The 19,320-nt window shown below is 64.6% G+C and carries 14 protein-coding genes; 7 read left to right on the forward strand and 7 right to left on the reverse strand.

Going from position 1 to position 19,320, the window contains the following annotated elements; all coding sequences use genetic code 11:
• Positions 1 to 13: 13 nt before the first annotated feature.
• Positions 14 to 1,366 carry an MmgE/PrpD family protein gene (locus KUW17_RS20810; protein ID WP_222482231.1) on the reverse strand — a complete coding sequence of 451 codons (1,353 nt, stop codon included), beginning with the start codon at positions 1,364 to 1,366 and terminating at the stop codon, positions 14 to 16.
• Positions 1,367 to 1,574: 208 nt separating this feature from the next.
• Here KUW17_RS20810 and KUW17_RS20815 point away from each other — a divergent pair, with 208 nt between their 5' ends.
• The 3 genes from KUW17_RS20815 (at position 1,575) to KUW17_RS20825 (ending at position 3,150) form a co-directional block, all read left to right on the forward strand.
• Positions 1,575 to 2,462, forward strand: coding sequence for a LysR substrate-binding domain-containing protein (locus KUW17_RS20815; RefSeq protein WP_222482232.1), 888 nt, complete (start codon positions 1,575 to 1,577; stop codon positions 2,460 to 2,462).
• A gap of 80 nt (positions 2,463 to 2,542) precedes the next feature.
• Complete coding sequence (locus KUW17_RS20820; RefSeq protein ID WP_174148499.1) at positions 2,543 to 2,767, forward strand: AbrB/MazE/SpoVT family DNA-binding domain-containing protein; 225 nt, start codon at positions 2,543 to 2,545, stop codon at positions 2,765 to 2,767.
• The gene (locus tag KUW17_RS20825) at positions 2,764 to 3,150 is read left to right on the forward strand and encodes a type II toxin-antitoxin system death-on-curing family toxin (RefSeq protein ID WP_222482233.1); all 387 of its coding nucleotides are present in this window, start codon (positions 2,764 to 2,766) and stop codon (positions 3,148 to 3,150) included. The genes KUW17_RS20820 and KUW17_RS20825 overlap by 4 nt, the downstream gene beginning before the upstream one ends.
• A gap of 57 nt (positions 3,151 to 3,207) precedes the next feature.
• Here KUW17_RS20825 and KUW17_RS20830 read toward each other — a convergent pair whose 3' ends face one another.
• Positions 3,208 to 5,625: an FAD-dependent oxidoreductase gene (locus tag KUW17_RS20830; RefSeq protein WP_222482234.1), complete on the reverse strand. Its 2,418-nt coding sequence runs from the start codon at positions 5,623 to 5,625 to the stop codon at positions 3,208 to 3,210.
• Between the two features lie 298 nt (positions 5,626 to 5,923).
• Positions 5,924 to 7,177, reverse strand: a complete 1,254-nt coding sequence (locus KUW17_RS20835; protein ID WP_222482235.1) for an aminotransferase class V-fold PLP-dependent enzyme — start codon at positions 7,175 to 7,177, stop codon at positions 5,924 to 5,926.
• A 218-nt stretch (positions 7,178 to 7,395) separates the two neighbouring features.
• Here KUW17_RS20835 and KUW17_RS20840 point away from each other — a divergent pair, with 218 nt between their 5' ends.
• Both KUW17_RS20840 and KUW17_RS20845 read left to right on the forward strand, forming a co-directional pair.
• Positions 7,396 to 9,087 carry a thiamine pyrophosphate-binding protein gene (locus tag KUW17_RS20840; RefSeq protein WP_222482236.1) on the forward strand — a complete coding sequence of 564 codons (1,692 nt, stop codon included), beginning with the start codon at positions 7,396 to 7,398 and terminating at the stop codon, positions 9,085 to 9,087.
• 114 nt (positions 9,088 to 9,201) lie between these two features.
• A complete protein-coding gene (locus KUW17_RS20845; protein ID WP_222482237.1) occupies positions 9,202 to 10,317 on the forward strand; it encodes a cystathionine gamma-lyase in 1,116 nt (371 codons plus the stop codon).
• 42 nt (positions 10,318 to 10,359) lie between these two features.
• Here KUW17_RS20845 and KUW17_RS20850 read toward each other — a convergent pair whose 3' ends face one another.
• Complete coding sequence (locus KUW17_RS20850) at positions 10,360 to 11,247, reverse strand: LysR substrate-binding domain-containing protein (protein WP_222482238.1); 888 nt, start codon at positions 11,245 to 11,247, stop codon at positions 10,360 to 10,362.
• Positions 11,248 to 11,351: 104 nt separating this feature from the next.
• Between KUW17_RS20850 and KUW17_RS20855 the strand changes: the two genes are divergently transcribed.
• Both KUW17_RS20855 and KUW17_RS20860 read left to right on the forward strand, forming a co-directional pair.
• Positions 11,352 to 13,010 carry a GMC family oxidoreductase gene (locus KUW17_RS20855; RefSeq protein WP_222482239.1) on the forward strand — a complete coding sequence of 553 codons (1,659 nt, stop codon included), beginning with the start codon at positions 11,352 to 11,354 and terminating at the stop codon, positions 13,008 to 13,010.
• Between the two features lie 13 nt (positions 13,011 to 13,023).
• Complete coding sequence (locus tag KUW17_RS20860) at positions 13,024 to 14,232, forward strand: mandelate racemase/muconate lactonizing enzyme family protein (RefSeq protein ID WP_222482240.1); 1,209 nt, start codon at positions 13,024 to 13,026, stop codon at positions 14,230 to 14,232.
• A gap of 15 nt (positions 14,233 to 14,247) precedes the next feature.
• Here KUW17_RS20860 and KUW17_RS20865 read toward each other — a convergent pair whose 3' ends face one another.
• The 3 genes from KUW17_RS20865 to KUW17_RS20875 form a co-directional block, all read right to left on the reverse strand.
• The gene (locus KUW17_RS20865; RefSeq protein WP_222482241.1) at positions 14,248 to 15,819 is read right to left on the reverse strand and encodes a trimethylamine methyltransferase family protein; all 1,572 of its coding nucleotides are present in this window, start codon (positions 15,817 to 15,819) and stop codon (positions 14,248 to 14,250) included.
• 71 nt (positions 15,820 to 15,890) lie between these two features.
• A complete protein-coding gene (locus KUW17_RS20870; RefSeq protein ID WP_222482242.1) occupies positions 15,891 to 17,090 on the reverse strand; it encodes an aromatic ring-hydroxylating oxygenase subunit alpha in 1,200 nt (399 codons plus the stop codon).
• Positions 17,090 to 19,165 carry an FAD-dependent oxidoreductase gene (locus tag KUW17_RS20875; protein ID WP_222482243.1) on the reverse strand — a complete coding sequence of 692 codons (2,076 nt, stop codon included), beginning with the start codon at positions 19,163 to 19,165 and terminating at the stop codon, positions 17,090 to 17,092. Before KUW17_RS20875 ends, KUW17_RS20870 begins: the two co-directional genes overlap by 1 nt.
• Positions 19,166 to 19,320 lie beyond the last annotated feature (155 nt).

The following is a 19,320-nucleotide window of genomic DNA, read 5'->3' on the forward strand; positions in this document are numbered from 1 at the left end:
TCAGGTTCGAGGCTTAGTTTTCGGGCGCGTCATAGATGAGACGGCCAAGATCGGAGAATTTGCTGCCCTCAGCGGTGAAACCCAGCACCGCATCGCGGATGGCACCGGCGCGGGCCTCGCCCAGCGAAGGCGCGGCGAACTGCATGAATTTTTGCACGATGTCCTCCTGCGAAAACGGCGCTTCGGGGCCGCCGCGGGCGTGAACGTCGCCAGTCTCGAACACCCGCCCGTCGGTCAGCGTCACCACCACATCGGCGACCCGGCAGGCCGGGAAGCGGGCGGAGTGGCGCGCGGCCTCTGCCACGGTGATGCGGTCATGGATCGAGGCCACCAGCGGATCGGCAAGGGCGGGGCCGGAGATATGCTCCACCCCGATCCGCCCGTATGCGGCCTGAATGGCAACGGCAAAGCCCAGCGAATACTGTGCCTGGCTGGTGGTCGAGGGGATGCCCGGATAGAGGCAGGCGCTTTCGTGGAAAGTGTTGATGTGGATCTTGGCGATCTGTTCGTGGCTCAGCCCGTGTTCCAGCATCACCTGCCGCACGGCGTCGATCGGCGCATGGGCCCAGCGGCAGATCGGGTAGGGCTTCACATACTGGTGCTCCATCTGCCAGAAGCTGCCGAGGTCCTCCCAGTGCGGGGCCACCCGGTCTTCCTCGATGGTGATTGCAGGCGCGCCGGTGAAGCCCTTTTCTGCCAGAACAGCCGCCGACATGCCTGCCATCGCGCCCCAGCCGGAACCGTCATGCAGCATCGTGGGGTTGGCAATCTCGCGCATCATCTGGCTGCGGGGGCCGTGGAATTCGGCGATCCCCAGCGCCTGGCGCAGCTGATCCCGGCTGAGGCCGCGCATACGGGCGGCCATCGCCGCCACCCCCAGCGCATTCCAGGCGCCGGAAGTGTGGTAGTCACTGACGGTTGCATGCAGCGACAGCGCCGCGCGGCCTGCCAGCTCATAGCCCAGGGTGGTGACCGCCAGCGCCTCCGGCCCGGAGAAATCCGGCACCGTTTCCGCCAATGCCGCAATCGCCGGGATCACAACCACGCCGATGTGGCCCTTGGTCGGGTAGTAGCCGTCGTGGCCGTCCAGATTGTCGGTTGCGGTGGCGGCGGCATAGGCGGCGCCTGCAACACTGACCCGGCGGCCGTCGAACATCATCCGGGCGCCGAAGCCGCCCTCACCGCAGCCATAAAGCGCCGCGGCGGTGCCGCGGGCGATGCGCCCGGCCTCCATCGGGGTGGCGCCGATGGTGATGCCCAGCGTGTCCAGGAACATCAGCGCCGCGGCCTCGCGGGTGGTTTCAGGCAGATCACCGGGGGAAAGGCCGAAGGTGAAATCCGCAACGCGGTTGAATGTATCGGTCATTTGGGTGGTCCAATTGCACAGGTTTGCCAAAGCCTAGGGGCAGGGGCGGCAGCTGACCCGCAAATAAACCGGGGTCATTGGCCCGCATTATTTCGCGAAAGGCGCGCTAGACGTCGTTTTCCGGCACCGCCAGGGCGCGATCCCTTTGGAATTGCAGCTCAAACCAATGCATGGGAACATGGCCCCGAAACCGCCAGCGGACCTTTTGATGAAAAACCTCCCCCATCTGACTTTCCTGCGCTCATTTGAGGCCGCGGCGCGCTATCTCAGCTTTACCTCGGCGGCAGATGAGCTGAACTGCACCCAGTCGGCGGTATCGAACCATGTCCGCAGTCTGGAGGAATTCATTGGCCGGCCGCTGTTCGTGCGCCATCCGCGGTCCCTGTCGCTGACCGATGTGGGCGAGGCCTATCTGCCCTCGGTCCGCCACGCGCTGCAGGAGATTGATTCAGCCACCCAGCTGTTGATTTCGCAAAGCCACAAGCGGGAGGTGGTGATCTCCTGCCCCGTCAGCCTGGCGGAGCGCTGGCTCTTGAAGGTGATCGAGGGGTTTTCAGTGGCGCATCCGGATATCGACCTGACCATTCACAGCACGATCTGGGTGGACGTGGAGACCAATGTCTCGGACATTTCGATCACCATCAACCACGTGGATGACGTGATGGGGCCGGCGGTCAAGCTGTGGGACGAAAAGCTGGCGCTGGTCTGCGCGCCTGACTACAAGGCCGGCGACGCAGCCCTGACCCGGCCCGAACAACTGGCGGAGGCCAGGCTGATCCACATCCTGGGGCGGCCGGTCTACTGGGAGAAGATCGCCAAGCATTTCGGGCTTTCCGGCATCGAACTGAAGGGCGGTTTGCAGACCAATTCCTCCAACATGGGGGTGGAGTTTGCGGCCAACGGGCTGGGCTGCGCAGTGCTGCCGAAAACACTGGTCCGTTCCCATGTGGAAGACGGGCGGCTGGTGGAGCCTTTCGACTTCGACCTTGATTGCCCCTGGACTTATTTCGCCACCTTCAAGGACAAGGCGGCGACGCCCTCGGTCAAGCATTTCAAGAGCTGGCTGTTGAAGGCCGCGGAAGAGATGCAGCCGTAGCCGGACCGTGCGGACTGCGGCTGCATTGAATTCTGACGGCGTCTCGCGTATATACGGGTATATATACATGAGGCCTGCCAATGATTGAGACCAAGATCAGAAAAGTTGGAAACTCCGCCGTTATCACCCTGACGACAGAGATGCTGACGATGCTGGATGCCAAGGAAGGCGATACGCTGTTTGTGGTGCGCGGCGATGACGGCAGCCTCAAGGTGATGGCGCATGACCCCTCGGTGGCCGAGGCGCTGGCCGCCGCCGAAGTCGTGATGGACGAAAACCGCGACCTGCTTCAGGCGCTGGCGTGAGCACATACATCTGGGTGCCGCTGGCGGCGGTGACCATCTTCCATGACCGGCAGATTTCGCGCCATGGCGGCGCCGCGGGGATGCGCGACAAGGCGCTCTTGGAGATGGGCTGCGCCCGTGCAATGAACCTGGCGGCGTATTCCGATGCAGGCGTGGCGGAGGTTGCCGCGGCTTATGCGTTCGGCATTGCCAAGGCGCACGCTTTCGTTGACGGCAACAAGCGCACGGCCTTTGTGACTGCCGTGACTTTTCTGCGGCTCAATGGCTACCAGTTCCGCCCGGACCCGGTGGAGGGTGTGCGGATGATGGAGGACCTGGCCACCGGCGATGTGGATGAGGCCGCATTTGCTGAATGGCTGAAGGCCGGGATGAAACCGCTCTGACCCTCAGCCGCTGCCGCCAAAGAAAAGCCGCCCCGAAGGGCGGCTTTGCTGTTTCCATCAGGCCCGCAGCCGCGCGCCGGAGGGGTCGAAGGCCGCCGCTTCCAGGATGCGCGCCTTGTGCGGCTTGCCGAGGATATAGACCTCGACCGCATCGCCCGGCTTGGCAACGGCCGGGTTGGCATATCCCAGCGCCAGCGACTTGCCGACCGAATAACCGTAGGCGCCCGAAGTCACCCGGCCCACCGGCTTGCCTTCGGGGGTGAAGATGGGCTCGCCGCCGGAGGCGTCGGCGTCGTTCACCGCCTCGATCTCGAAGGCCGACAGCACTTCGCGCGGGGCGTTGTCCTTGACCTTCAGATAGGCGTCCTTGTTGAGGAAGTCCTTGTCCAGCTTGATCAGACCGGCCAGGCCAACCTCCTGCGGCCAGTATTCCTGGCTGTACTCGCGCCCCCAGGAGCCGTAGCCCTTCTCGATCCGCAAGCTGCCCAATGCACGGCCGCCAGCCGGACCGCCGCCGAATTCTGCGGCGGCCGCGAGCAGGGCAGAGTACAGCTTGACCTGGTCCGTCTCAGAACAGTGCAGTTCCCAGCCCAGGTCGCCGGTGAAGGAGACGCGGATTGCCAGGCACTCGACGCCAGCGACGTCGATGGTGCGCGAGCGCATGAAGCGGAAAGCGTCGTTCGACAGGTCCGCATTAGTCAGCCGCTGCAGCATGTCGCGGGATTTCGGACCAGCGACATTGAAGCCCGCGATGCGGTTGGTGGCAACTTCAAACGTGGTGCCTTCCGGCAGCTCAATCATGTTGAAGAACCGCTGGTGGTAGCGTTCCGCCATGCCGGAGCCGACCATCATGTATTCGTCATCCGCCACCTTGGTAATGGTGAAATCGCCGGCCACGCCGCCGCGGACCGAGATCAGCGGGGTGAGGCAGCTGCGGCCCACTTCGGTCGGCACCTTGTTGGCGACCAGCTTGTCCAGCCACGCATGGGCGCCTGGGCCTTTGATCACGTAGTTGGCGAAGTTCGAGATGTCGATCACGCCGACGTTCTCACGCAGCATCTTCACCTCGCGGCCGACCGGCTCCCACCAGTTCTGGCGGGTGAAGCTGTTGGTGTCGGTGGTGCCGGGGGTGCCGGAGAACCACAACGGGTGCTCCCAGCCGCAGTTCAGGCCGAATACGCAGCCCATTTCCTTTTGCATCTCATACGCGGGGCGCACGCGGGCCGGGCGGCCGGCGCTGCGTTCCTCGTTCGGGAAATGGATGGCGAAGCGGTGGGCGTACTGGTCCTCGACGCGGGCCTTGGTGAATTTCTTGTCGGCCCAGTCGCCAAATCGCGCCAGGTCCCAGGCGAACATGTCGTACTGCGGCTCGCCCTCGATCATCCATTGGGCTGCCAGCAGGCCGAGGCCGCCGGACTGGGAGAAGCCGGGGATGATGCCGGTGCAGCAGAAGTAGTTTTTCAGCTCCGGCACCGGGCCCCAGATGGCGTTGGAATCCGGCGACCAGATCATCGGGCCGTTGATCACCCGCTTGACGCCGGCGGTCTCGGCGCAGGGCACCCGTTCAGTGGCGCGGATTACGTTCTCCATGATCCGGTCCAGATCGTCGGGGAACAGCTCATGGGCAAAGTCCAGAGGGGTGCCGTCCTCGGCCCAGAAGCGCATGTCCTTTTCATAGGCGCCGATCAGGAAGCCGTTGCCTTCTTGGCGGAAGTAGTATTCGCCGTCGCGGTCGGCGATCGAGGGCAGGCGGCGGCCCAGCTTGGCGACCTCGTCGATGGATTCAGTGACGAAATACTGGTGTTCGGTCGGCTGCAGCGGCAGGGTGAGGCCTGCCATGGCAGCAACTTCGCGCCCCCACAAGCCGCCTGCGTTCACCACCCACTGGGTGTGGATGTCGCCCTTTTCGGTTTTCACGATCCAGCTGCCGTCGGGCTGCTGTTCGGTGCCGATCACCGGGCAGAAGCGTTCGATCTGGGCGCCCATGGCACGGGCGCCGGCGGCATAGGCCATGGTCACGCCCGAAGGGTCGACGTTGCCGCCGTCGGGTTCGAACATGATGCAGCGGATGTCATCAAACTGGGCCAGCGGGTGCAGCTCCTTGGCCTGCTCGCGGCTGACCTCATGGAAATTCAGGCCGTAGTATTTCGCCTTGGCCTCCTGCAGGCGCAGCTGGTGTTCGCGCTCCTCGGTCTTGGCCAGGTACAGGGACCCCGGCTGGAACACGCCGCAGCCCTGGCCGGTTTCCTTCTCCAGCTCCTTGTACAGGTTCATCGTGTAGTGCTGGATGCGGGTCACGTTGTTGTTGTCGTGCAGCCCGTGGATGTTGGCCGCCGCGTGCCAGGTGGAGCCTGCGGTCAGCTCGTCGCGTTCCAGCAGCACCACGTCTTTCCAGCCGAGTTTCGCCAGGTGGTAGAGGATCGAGCAGCCGACCAGCCCGCCGCCGATGACAACTGCCTGTGCATGGGTTTTCATGCGTCCGTGTTCCTTTGCCTGCGCCTCTGGCACGGCGCGCCCTGCAGGCCGGGGCGGGCCGTCAAATCCTTCCGGCGACCCTAGCGGCGGGGGCGGGAGATGACCCGTGAAGAATTCAGACCCAATGGCCCCGGATTTGTTGGGTCATTGGGCAGCGTACTAGTGGAAGGGCGGCGCCTGACCTTGGGTGGGCGCGATAGCGCCTTCCCATGGGGAAGGTCAGGCGCTGCCCGGCCTGTCGGCCGGGCGGAGCGTTTCGGTGAAACGCTTCAGCTTGCAGGTCAGACAAACCGGGCAATCACCCTGTGATCTCTTTCATCACGCCCAGGAACTTCGCCACTTCGCCGATGCTGTTGTAGTGGCACATGGAGACGCGCACGCAGCTGTCCATGCCCAAGGGTGCCAGGATATTGCCGGAATAATGATCCGCCTTGCGCAGATGGGTGCGGATGCCCTGTTCGTTCAACCGTTTTACCACTTCCACCGATGGCACGCCTGCAACGGTCAGCGAGACCAGCCCCTCGCGCGCCGGGTTGTCCGGACCGCCCAGGATGGTGACGCCTTCCATCTCCGCCAGGCCCGGCAGATTGCCGGTGCCGCGGATCATCGCGTCGGTCAGCGCCTTCTCATGGGCATGAATTGCCTCGCCCGCCGCCACGAATTTTGCGCGCCGGTCGGTGGCATCGCTCACCTCGCCGCCGAGCCACTCCAGGTATCCTGCCACATCCGACAGCGTCGCATAGCTGCCGGTGTCGCGGGTGCCCATTTCCCAGTTGTCTTCCGGGCCGTCGATCAGCGCATTGTGCGGCAGGGCAGTCAGCCGGTCCGAGATCCAGGCGAGGCCATAGCCGTGGCGCGAGAACATCTTATAAGGCGAGATCACATAGCCATCCACGCCGTATTCGGTGAGGTCAATGCGCCCGTGGGCCGCGTGCTGGATGCCGTCAACGATGATGAAGCATTCCGGCGCCACCGCGCGGATGGCGGCGGCGCAGGCGGCCACATCCACGCCCATGCCGGTGACCGGAGAGGTATGGACGATGGTCGCCACAACGGTGTCCGGCGTGACCGCCCGGGCATAGGCCTCAGCGGCGATGGTGCCGCTGGCGTCGTCATGCGGGATCAGAACGTGCTTCTGCCGCGCCACCCCGGCCCAGCGTGCGCAGGCGGAGCGGGTCGCCGGGTGCTCCAGCGTCGAGCCGAGCACGGTGCCGCCTTCCGCGGTGCCGAGGCAGGCGTTCATGATCAGCCGGAACAGCAGCTCGGTGCCGCTTTCGCCCGCGAAAAACTGGCCGCCGGGCGCGTTCATCATCTCGCCCATGTCCTCCTTGGCCTTGTTGATCACCCGCACCAGTTCCCGGCTGCCGGGGTTGTCGCGGCCCTGGTTGTCGGGAACCGCGGCATAGCGTGCCGAGGTCTCCACCACTGAATTCAGCGTGAGCGCGCCGCCGGCGTTTTCAAAGAAGATGCGGCTGCCCTGCTGCGGGCACTCCTCCACTTGGGCAAAACGGGCGCGGATCTGATCCAGCAGGGCGTCGGTGATCTGGGGCATGGCAAGTCCATCAGGGAAAGCAATTGATTTGCCGCCACAGTAGGGCGGTTCCGGGCCGGCGGCATACAAAAATTTCCGGGGCTGAGGGGCAGAAATCCCTGTGGCCGGCTGCCGTCCGATTTTTGCCTTCACATTTATCTACATTATTGTATACAGTTTGGAACACGAATCCCGGGTCTTTCCCCGGGGCAGGTTTCACGCAGGCTTTGGGGGTCCCCATGAAGAACACGATGAACGGCGCCGATGCGATGGTGCGCTCGCTGGAAGCGCACGGGGTCACCCATATCTTTGGCCTGTGCGGCGATACCACGCTGCCCTTTTATGATGCGATGAACCGGCTGGAGCATGGCATCACCCATGTTCTCACCCGCGATGAGCGCAGCGCGGCCTATATGGCCGACGGGTTTTCCCGCGTGACCGGACGGGTGGGTGTCTGCGAAGGGCCCTCTGGCGGCGGTGCCACATATATCCTGCCGGGGCTGATCGAGGCCAATGAAAGCTCCTATGCGGTGCTGGCGATCACCACCGACATTTCCGTGGGGTCTTACGGGAAATACCCGCTGACCGAGGTCAATCAGGAGGTCCTGATGGGGCCGCTGACCAAGTTCAACACGGTGATCAAGCGCGCCGACCACATCCCGCGCATGGTGCGCCAGGCGTTCCGGGCGATGACTACCGGCCGTTCCGGCTCGGCGCATCTGGGGCTGCCTTATGACATCCAGTATGACGATGTTCCGGCGGATGACATCTGGGGCGACCCCAAGCACCAGAGCTACCCCGCCTACCGCGCGGCGCCGGAGCCGGGCGCGGCGGAGGCTGCGGTTGAGGCCATCCTCACCGCCAAATCGCCGCTGATTGTCTGCGGCGGCGGCGTGGTGATCTCCGGCGCGATGGAGGAACTGGGCAGGCTTGCCTCCCGCCTCGACATTGCCGTGGGCAGCTCGATCTCCGGCAAGGGCTCGCTGGCCGATACCCATCCGCAATCGCTGGGTGTGGTCGGCTCCAATGGCGGCACCGATGAGACTTGGGAGATGATGGAGGGCGCCGATCTGGTCGTCTTTATGGGCTGCCGCGCCGGGTCCACCACCACCTCGCGCTGGGAGGCGCCAAAGCCCGGCCAGCGCATCGTGCATTTCGACAATGACCCGATGACCATCGGCGCCAACTACCCGACCGAGGTCGGTGTGGTTGCGGACCTGAAACTCAGCTTGCAGGCGGTGAACGCCTATCTCGACAGCCGCGAGGGCGAATTGCCCTCATTTGTTGGTGCCGCAAAAATTGCCGACATCAAGCAGCGCAAATTCGCCAAGTTTGAAGAACTGGCGCACAGCAAGACCGACCAAGTGCTACCGGAGCAGATCATTCATGCGTTGAATCAGAACCTGCCGGAGGATGCCATCGTGGTTTCCGATCCCGGCACCAGCTGCCCGTATTACAATGCCTACTCAAAGCAAAAGCACCCGGGCCGCCAGTACATCACCAACCGTGCCCATGGCGCGCTGGGGTATTCGCTGTCGGCGTCGCTGGGTGCCTGGTTCGGGCGGCCCGGAGCCAAGGTCGTGGGGATGATGGGCGACGGCTCCTTCAACTTCACCTGCGGCGAGCTGGAAACCGTGGTGCGCTGCAACGCACCGATCACCTATGTGGTGTTCTCCAATTCGAACTTCGGCTGGATCAAGGCGAGCCAGCGCGACGACTGCGGCAAGCGCTATTACAATGTGGACTTCAACCGCACCAACCATGCTGCAGTGGCTGAGGCGTTCGGGGTCAAGACCTGGCGGGTGGAACGGCCTGAGGATCTGGATAAGGCGATCAAGGAGGCCTTTGCCCATGATGGCCCGACCTTGATCGACGTGGTCTGCCAGGCGCTGGAAGAATCCGCCGCCCCGGTCCGGCGCTGGATGGGTTGAACCCCCAAAAGCCGGACATAGCTGATGGCCGGGAACATTGCGTTTCCGGCCTTGTCTCTTTTGCGGAGCGCCCGCTATGAATTTGCCGAACCCGCATTCAGGAAAGGCGTCCCAATGGACAAACCCACCGCTCCCAAATCCGGCGCCATGCTGCACTTGCGCGGCAACACGCTTTCCGAAGGCGATCCGGTGGCGCTGCCGCTGACGCAAAGCTCGATGTACCACCTGCCGGGCGACTGGACCGGCGGCCCCAGCTATGGCCGGGTGGACAATGCCACCTGGGAGCAACTGGAGCATGTGCTGGGGTACCTGGAGGACGCGCCTGCGCTGGCCTATCCGTCGGGCATGGCGGCGATCTCGGCGGCGCTGTTTGCCACCGTCAAAGCAGGGTCGAAACTGCTGATCCCGTCGGATGGCTACTACGTCACCCGGCGCCTGAGCGAACGCTTCTTGCAGAACCTCGGTGTTGAGGTGCACCAGCGGCCGACCACCAGTTTCGCAAAGGGCGGGTTTGATGGCTTTGACGTTGTTTTTGCGGAAACACCCTCGAACCCCGGACTGGACCTCTGCGACCTGCGCGCGATTGCGGAGGCGGTGCACGCGGCGGGCGGGCTGCTGATCGTTGACAACACCACCATGACCCCGCTGGGCCAGCGGCCGCTGGAGCTGGGCGCCGATGTGGTTGTTGCCTCAGACACCAAGGCGCCGGGCGGCCATTCCGACGTGCTGATGGGGCATCTGGCGACCCGCAATGCGGATGTTTTGCAGGCCGCGCGCGAGTGGCGCCAGTTCGGCGGCGGCATCCCTGGCCCGCAGGAGGCCTGGCTGGCGCACCGCGGGCTGGAGACCCTGGAGGTGCGCTTTGACCGGATGTGCAGCACCGCTGAGGTGCTGGCCGAACGGCTGGCCGCGCATCCGCTGGTGCAAGCGATCCGCTTTCCAGGGCTGAAATCCGATCCGTCGCATGAACTGGCGAAACAGCAGATGGCGCGGTTCGGCTTTCTGATTTCCATCACCCTGGACAGCGCGGAACAAGCGGATGCCTTCATCAACAGTTGCCCGCTGATCCGCTCCGCGACGTCGTTCGGCGGTGTGCATACCTCAGCTGAGCGCCGCGCCCGCTGGGGCGATGCCGTGGCGCCGGGATTTATCCGCATCTCGGTTGGCACCGAACCGGCAGAGGAATTGTGGAGCGCTATGGCCACTTCGCTGGACGCTCTGCAGGGATAGCGAAGCCGCCACTGCCGCAGCAGAAACGGGTGGGAAACCGCTTCAGACCAGCGCGTGATACAGCGCCATGAGCCAATTGCAGAAGGATTTGACCTCCTCCCGCTGGCCCGCCCTGTCGTTGATCACGATGTAATGCGAGCGCCGTTTCGGCAGCTTGTAGGCCGTCGGAACCACCACCAGCCCCTGCTCGATGTACTGCCGGGCAAAGCTTTCCAGCACCATCGTCACCCCGTGGCCTGCCGCCACGGTTTGCAGCGCCAGCAAGGACGAGTCCGCCTTGAGCCAGTCCGCCGGCGTTTGCAGGTTCAGCCCGTGCAGCTCTGACAGGCGGCCCCAGTCGGTTTCCGAGCCGAAAATCTGCACCACGTCGGATCCGGCCAGATCATGGATCGATGGGCTGCCGCCCAGATCGTGCAGGTAGCAGGGGCTGCAGACTGGCACAGCGTTTTCGTGGCCCAGATGCAGGACTTCGCTCTCCTGCCAGTCGCCGCCATAGCGGATGTCGATGTCCAGGCCTTCCTCGTCAAACCGGTTTGCCCAGACCGACGTGGTCAGCTCTACCAGGATATCCGGATGCGCCGCCTGAAAACGGCCAAGTTGGGGCGCGATGACCAAGGCTGCGCAGGAGATTGAGGCCCGAACCCTGACCACCCGCTTGCGTCTCTTGCCGAACAGGCCGGCGGTGGCCTGCTGCATATCGATGAAGGATTTGCGGATCGGCTGGGCATAGGCCTGGCCGGTGTCGGTCAGCGCCACCCCGCGCGGCAGCCGTTTGAACAGCTGGGTGTTCAGATGCTTTTCCAGCAGCCGGATCTGCTGGCTGATGGCGGCAGGGGTCAGGCCAAGTTCCTCGGCGGCGGCAGAGAAACTGCTGAGCCGCGCTGCGGCCTCGAAGGCCTTGAGCCAGGTGACATGGGGCAGGTCGGTCATGAATTAGCTTTAAGCACAGTTAGGCCATAGGGGCAAAACACATTGTTTGATTTGTGCCTTTTGCGCTGCGCAATCTGGCGGGAACTCAACGGACCGGGCGTGCCATGGCGCAGACATTCGACTTTATCATCGTGGGCGCCGGTTCGGCGGGCTGTGTGCTGGCCGACCGGCTGACCGCCAATGGCCGTCACAAGGTGCTGCTGATAGAGGCCGGCGGCAGCGACCGGCGGTTCTGGATCAAGATCCCGGTCGGTTATGGCTTCACCTTCTCGGACCCCAAGGTGAACTGGCGCTACTCCGCCGCGGCGGATCCGGGGTTGAACGGGCGCCCCGCCTATTGGCCGCGGGGCAAGGTGCTGGGCGGTTCCAGCTCCATCAACGCAATGGCCTATGTGCGCGGGCTGCCGCATGATTTCGACGACTGGGAGACCGCAGGCGCAACCGGCTGGGGCTGGGACAATGTGCGCCGCGGCTACGAGGCGCTGGAAACAAATGACGAATGGCACCGGGGCCGCCGCCGCTTGCGCGGGACGGGGCCGGTGCGCGTTACCGACCTCAGCGAGCGGATGCATCCATTTGCCAGAAACTTTCTCGCCGCTGGGCAGGACATGGGCTGGCCGTTCCTGCCGGACATGAACGCGGCAGCGGAGGAGGGAGCCAACACGCTGCCCAGCGAGGGCATGGGCTATGTCCGCAGCACGGTGAAAGACGGGCGGCGCTGGTCCTCGGCGGATGCGTTCCTGCGGCCTGCGATGAAGCGCGCCAACCTGACGGTGATCAGCGGCGCGCTGGTGGAGAAGGTACTGACATCCGGCAAGCGGGCAACCGGCGTCGCATTCCGGGTGAAGGGCCAGCCGCATACCGCCCTGGCGGCGCGCGAAGTTATCCTGAGCGCGGGTGCGGTGAACTCTCCGCAGCTCTTGCAGCTCTCTGGCATCGGCCCCGCGGCGCTACTGCAGCGGCACAGGATCGAGGTTGCCCATGACCTGCCGCAAGTGGGGCAGGGGCTGCAGGACCATCTGGCGGTTTCGCATTTCTTCTGGGCCAATACAGCGACGCTGAACGACAGGCTGGGCAGTTTGGCCAAGCAGATGAAGGCCGGGCTGCACTATGTGCTGACCCGCAAGGGGCCGCTGAGCGTGCCGGTCAATCAGTGCAGCGGCTTTGTCCGTACGGCGGGCGCGGCGCTGCCGGATGTGCAGGTCTATTGCAACCCGGCGTCATATTCGACGCAGGCAAACGGCAAGCCTCAGATCGACAAGGACAACGGCTTTCTGCTGTGCGTGCAGCCGAGCCGCCCGGTCAGCCGCGGGCAGATCACTATCCAGTCCGCCGACCCAGGCCAGGCACCGCTGATCGAGCCGAATTCGCTGTCGGCGGAGGAGGACAAGGCGACCGCCATCCGCGCCAGCCATCTGCTGCAGGCGCTGGCCGCAACCCCCGCCATGAAACGGGTCACGCGGGAGCGGCGGGTGCCGGATATCGCCGGGATGGATGATGCTGCGCTGCTGGAGAACTTCCGTGAACGCGCAGGTAGCGTGTTTCATGCAAGCTGCACGTGCCGGATGGGGCATAATGCAACCGACTCGGTTCTGGATGCGCGGCTCAGGGTGCATGGGATGGCGGGATTGCGGGTGATCGATGCCTCGTCGTTTCCGAATGTGACCTCCGGCAATACCAATGCGCCGACCATGATGCTGGCGGCGCGCGGCGCGCAGATGGTGCTGGATGACACTGAAAACAGGCCCTTGGCGGCGGAATGACAGGGATACGCAGATGAAACTCGACACCATCGAAACCTTTGTGTTCGGCAACCCGCCGCCGCGCCACGGCGGGCGCTATTTCATCTTTGTGCGGCTGACCACCGCCTGCGGCATCACCGGGGTGGGCGAGATCTATAACGCCACCTTCGGCCCGGACCTGTGCTGCGCGATGGCGGAGGAGATGTTTGCCCGCCAGTTCGAAGGCTGCGATCCGCACCATATAGAGAAGCTGTGGCGCAAATCCTATGGCGCGGGCTATACGCTGCGGCCCGATGTGACGGTGATGGGGGTGTTGAGCGGTCTGGAAATGGCCTGCTGGGACATCATCGGCAAGGCCGCGGGCAAGCCGGTTTATGAGCTGATGGGCGGCCAGGTGCATGAGCGGCTGCGCAGCTATACCTACCTCTATCCGCCGGAGGGCGACGTCTACCCGGACCCGGACACGCCCAACGTCTACAACGACCCGGATATGGCGGCGGAGGTGGCGCTGCAGCGGGTGGAGCAGGGCTTTACCGCGGTGAAATTCGACCCCGCAGGCCCTTACACGATCTATGACGGTCATCAGCCGCGGCTCGAGGACCTGGAACGCAGCGAGATGTTCGTGAAGCGCATCCGCGAGGCGGTCGGCACCCGCGCGGACCTGCTGTTCGGCACCCACGGGCAGTTCACCGTCTCCGGCGCAAAACGGATGGCGCGGCGGCTGGAACCCTACGAGCCCCTGTGGTTCGAGGAGCCAGTGCCGCCGGAAAACCCCGCCGATATGGCAGAGGTTGCGCGCTTCACCTCGGTGCCGATTTCAACCGGCGAGCGGCTCTGCACCAAGCATGAATTCGCCCGCGTGCTGGAGGCCGGGGCGGCCTCGATCCTGCAGATGGATCTGGGGCGGGTCGGCGGCCTCTTGGAGGCCAAGAAGATCGCATCCATGGCCGAAACCCGGCAGGCCCAGATCGCGCCGCATCTTTACTGCGGACCGGTGGTGGCGGCGGCGAACATCCAGATTTCCGCCTGCAGCCCGAACTTCCTGATCCTCGAGTCGATCGGCACCTTTGAAGGCCCCTATATGTCCTGTCTCAAGTCCGCGATCACCTGGGAGGACGGTTATGTGATCCCCTCCAAGGAGCCGGGCCTGGGGGTGGAGCTGGACGACGCAGCCATCGCCGCCAGCCCCTATACCGGCAGCAAACTGCATCTGGAGCTGGCGCAGGAGCCGGTGGTTCAGTGAACGCGGCCCCCGGCATCATCTGCCGGGGCGCATCGCCTCCGGCGGCAGTTTGACCGGGAACTTGGCGCGGACCTCGGCGTCGAGCTTGCTGCCGAAATAATTCGGATAATGCTCGCCCAGGATCCTGTCCGACACCTCGCGGGCGCGGTCGAACATGGTCTGCCTACCCGCCTTTTCCCAGGTATCGGTCAGCTCCCGGTCCATCAGGTCGGGGTAGACATATTCGGTTTCCATGTACTGCAGCGTCTGTGTGTTGCCGAGGAAATGGCCCGGTCCGGTGGCGCAGTCGTGGATCACATCGACCGAGAGGGTGTCGTCGCTGACCTCGATCCCGCGCAGGGTGCGGGAAATCATGCCGGCGGCCTCGTTGTCGATCACCATCGACTCGAAGGAACAGCCCATCAGCGAGCCGACCATGCCGCCGAATTCACACAGGCGGTTGGCGCCGGCGTGGGCGGCAAGGCTGAAGGTCAGCGCCTTTTCCAGACCGTACTGGGCGTCGGGGATCTTGGAATCGGTCATGCCGCAGCCGACCGAAGTGGGCAGGTTGTAGAAATTGCCCATCTGGATCGCGGCAGCGCCGATCAGCGCCTGCTCGCCCGATCCGCCGGTGAACGATCCGGTGCGCAGGTCGGTGATGAAAGGCCAGGCGGCAAAGACAACCGGTGTGCCGGGGTTGATCAGGTTGACGATGGCGACGCAGGAAAGCGTCTCTGCCACCGCCTGCGCCAGGGTGCCCGCCAGCGGGGCAGGGGAGGTTGCGCCGGCCTGCGGCGGTACCGCCAGATCGCAGGTCAGGCCCAGCTTGGCGGTGTCGATCATGATCTCCAGGTTCTCGCGCCCCAGCCGCAGCGGGGAAACAATCGGGCAACCGCCGAAGATCACCGAAGGCTTCTGCAGGAACTTGCCCTCTCCACCCGAAGCGATGTCGAACATCTCAATTGCGGGCTTGATGTGGGAACGGTCGCGGAAGGTCAGGCAGGACGGCTTCTCGCTGCCCGCCAGGATGGAATAGAGCATCGACATGTCATGTTCGAAATCCTGCGGCACGTCGGTGCCCAGCACGGTGTCGCCGGTCATGTGGATGTTGTCGAGCCGGTCCACCAGCCGGGTGAAGTCATAGACATCGCGGATGATGGAGGGGCGGTAGCTGCGGCTGGCGGCGTCAAAGGTCGTTACCGCGGTGCCGGAATTGGCGTAATAGACCTTGTCCTTGGTGCAGTGCATGTCGTCCTTGCCCGCACGGCTGCCGCGGGCGTGGACGTAGAATTCATTGGCCGCGCCGGCCAGCAGGTCCTCCATCAGCGCGCGGGGAAAGCAGAGGCGTCCATGCTCGCTGAGGGTTGCGCCCTTGGGCAGCACCAGGTCGAGCAGCTCCTCTGTCGGGTCGCCGATGCCGGTGCGCTCCAGGATGGTCAGCGCGGCGTTGTGGATCTTCTGCATGTCCGCATCCGACAGCGGCCGGTAGCGACCGCCGGAAAGGCCGGGCCAGATCGCCTGGCTGGCGGAGGGTTGGGTGCGGGCCGCGGCGCGGGCATCGCGGCCGCCGCTGCGGCGGCGGGAACGGGTCTTGGTAACGTCAACCATATAGCGGTCTCCGGGGCAGGGTCAGGGCAGGCCCGGTGCGGGCCTGCGATAAAGTTTAGGGTCTGAGCGGCTCAGATCATGTTGAAATAGCTGCGGTAGAAGCCGGGCAGGCTCCATTCCATCTCGGACAGCGGGCCGGGCGCGAAACGGTACGAATTCACGCCTTCCTGGTTGTGGCGGATGATCCGCTCATCATCGAGCGAGGTGACATGCCAAAGCCAGGTGAGGGCTTCCTTGTCATAATCGCGCCCTTCTTCGGCATCGCCGCGCACGTACCAGGCAATCTGGATGTCGGTCTCCTGCAGGCCGCGGGGCACAAAGCGGTAGCCCACCAGATGGTCGGCATAGATCAGGAAGTAGTTCAGCGTGCCGATGGCCAGATCGGTGGCACCGCCGTCATGGCCGCTGAGCTGCCCGAGCGGCGGCGCCAGCGGTTCGCCGTCCCTGCTGCCGGTCTGGTAGCCGGGGAACAGCGGATAGCGGCGCCAGTAGACGTCCGAGCCCGGCGCCTGTGCATTGGGACCGGTCAGGTCCAGCTCCTCCACCGGCAGGCCGATGGAGGCGGAGCGTTCACGCAGGTCTGCGCCGTATTTCGCCACATCCGCCGGATCCTTGAGCGAGTGGCTGCGGGAATACTCCTGATGCGAGGGGGCGCAGTGGTAGCATTCCAGGTAGTTTTCCAGCGCCAGCTTCCAGTTGGCAGGCACCGGATAGGAGGCCTCATGCGCCAGTTTCAGGTTCTCCAGCTCCATCGGGGCTGACAGCGGCGCCAGGCGGTCCAGGCTTTTCGCCAGCGGTGGCGGGTTTTCATCGGCGCAGATGAAGATCAGCCCCTGGAAAACCTGCACCTGCACCGGGAACAGCCCGTAATCCGAAGGGTCGAAATCCGGCCCCATGGCGCGGCCGCCGCGCAGCCGCCCGTCGAGGCCGAAGGTCCAGGCGTGGTAGGGGCAGGAGAACACCCGCGCGGTGCCCTGTTTTTCCAAACACACGCGGGAGCCGCGGTGGCGGCAGACATTCATATGGGCGCGCACGTCGCCCTCGCGGTCGCGCACGACGATCACCGACTCCGGCCCGTAGTCGAACAGGAAATAGTTGCCGGGTTCCGGGACTTGGCTGACGTGGCCCACCCAGATCCAGTTGCGGTTCCAGAACATCTTGATGTCGTGGTCATAGACCGTTTCAGAGGTATAAAAATGGCGGTCCAGCGCAAAACCCTCGCGGTGGCTCTCCATCAGCTCGCGCATCACTTGCAGGTCGTCTTTGGGCATCATGCGCCTCCCATGTCTTCGAGGGAAATCAGTTCGCGGCGGAACCAGTCGGCATCCGCCGCCGCCGGGTCGCGTTCGAAATTGCGGGCCGCCAGGTGGCCGGCAAAGACCGCATCGGCAATCAGGCCGGGGGAGGCCGCGTCGCCGATCAGCTCCAGCGTGGTGAAACTGTCCGCGTGGTTTTCTTTCAGATCATCGAACAGCGCGGTGTCGCGCTGGCGGGAAGTGACCATCAGCAGGCTGGCGCAATCCACACGGCGGGTGCGGCTGGTGTAGACGCAGGACAGGTCTGCGCCGGTGGCATCCGCCGATTGCAGGGAATGCAGCGGAATGATCTCTACACCCGCCTGCAGCAGCTCCGCCTGCACCCGGTGCTGTTCCAGCGTCAGATCGGTGAACGCCGAGGCGATGGCGCCCGGCGTCACCAGCACCACCTTGCGGCCTGCGGCGGCCAGTTGGCTGGCCAGCACCCCGCCGATGTAGCCCTGATCGTCGTCATAAAGCAGCACCGGGCCATTGTCCGGCGGCAGGGTGCCTTCCATCACGTCGTCAGGGGTGAACACGGGCATGTCCTTGATCTCCAAGGGCAGCGGAGAGGTGCGCCCGCGCCCGTCGCGGTGCCAGGTGCTGCCGGTGGCAAGGAAGACATTGGGGATGCCAAGTTCTGCGACATCAGCGGCGCCGAGTTTGCTGCCGGTGAACATCTGAACATTGCCGCGCTGCTGCAGGTCCCACAACCGGTTGTCGGCGACCCGCTTCCAGGCGGACAGCCCTTTCAGCTTGCTTTCCTTCAGCACCCGCCCGCCGAATTCCTCCGCGGCTTCTGCCAGCGTCACCTGATAGCCGCGCCTGGCCAGCTGCATGGCGCATTCCAGCCCGGCGGGGCCGGAGCCGACAACCAGCGCGGCCTCTTCCTGCTGCCTGGGGGCGATTTGCTCGGGATGCCATTTGCGCCGCCATTCCTCGCCCATCGTCGGGTTCTGGGTGCAGCGGATCGGGACGCCCAGGTTGTCGGCAGAGACACAGATATTGCAGCCGATGCATTCGCGGATTTCCTCGATCCGGCCTTCCTCGATTTTCTTGGGCAGGAAAGGGTCGGCGATCGAGGGCCGGGCAGCGCCAATGAGGTCCAGCACGCCCTTGGAGACCAGCGAGGCCATCAGGTCGGGCGAGGTGAAGCGGCCGACGCCGACCACCGGCTTGTTCGTCACCTGCTTCACGAAATCGGTGTAGGGGATCTGATAGCCGTCTTCCGGCTGGAACCGGGTGGTCATGCTGTCGTTGCTCCAGTCGGCAACATTCACGTCCCAGAGGTCGGGCAGATCTGCCAGCATTTCCACCACCGCGCGGCCTTCCTCGCTGGCCTGCATGCCGTCGGCCCCCATCATCTGGTCAACGGCAAAGCGGAAGGCAACGGCGCAGTGCCCGTCCAGCACTTCGCGGGTGTCCTCCAGCAGTTCGCGGGTCAGCCGGACGCGGTTTTCAAGTCTGCCGCCGTATTCATCGCTGCGGGTGTTGTACTGGGGCAGCAGGAAATGATGCGGCAGCGTCATCTGGTGGCCCGCGTAGACATAAACGATGTCAAAGCCTGCCTCCTTCGCGCGCAGTGCCGCGTCGCGGTGCCAGCGGCGCAGGTCGCGGATGTCCTGCTTGTCCATGGCGCGGGCCTGTTTCGGGTAGGCCACGTCAATCGGCCGGTCCGTGACCCCCAGCGCCGGGGCGCGGGTCAGGTGGTTGGTGGCATGGTGGCCGTTATGGGCCAGCTGGATTGCCGCCAGCGCCCCCTTGGTGTGGACCTGTTCGGTCATCAGCCGCAGCGCCGGGATGTCGTGCTTGTCCCACAGCCGGTGCTCTGCATAAGGGCCAAGATCGGAGGTCGGATGGATCTCTGTCTCCTGGGTCGAGACCACGGACCAGCCGCCCTCGGCCTTCATCGCGCGCACCGCCGCCTCCGCCTGCGGGCGCACGTGGCCCAGCCCGGTGCAATGCGGCACCTGGAAAAAGCGGTTGCGGGTCGTGACGGGGCCGATCTTCACCGGCTCGAACAGAATGGAATACCCATTTGCGCCTGGCATGCTGGCACATCCTTTTATGTTTTGGTTTTTGGTCTGGGCGGGGCGGCGGGCGTCAGGGCCCGCCGCTTGCGGGGATCAGAACCCGGCCTTGATGCGCTCGAATTCCTTCAGCATCCGGCCTTCCAGTTCCGGGTTGACTGCATCAAAGAACAGGC

It is taken from the genome of Leisingera aquaemixtae (assembly GCF_019801145.1).
In the GTDB taxonomy this organism is placed as follows: domain Bacteria; phylum Pseudomonadota; class Alphaproteobacteria; order Rhodobacterales; family Rhodobacteraceae; genus Leisingera; species Leisingera aquaemixtae_A.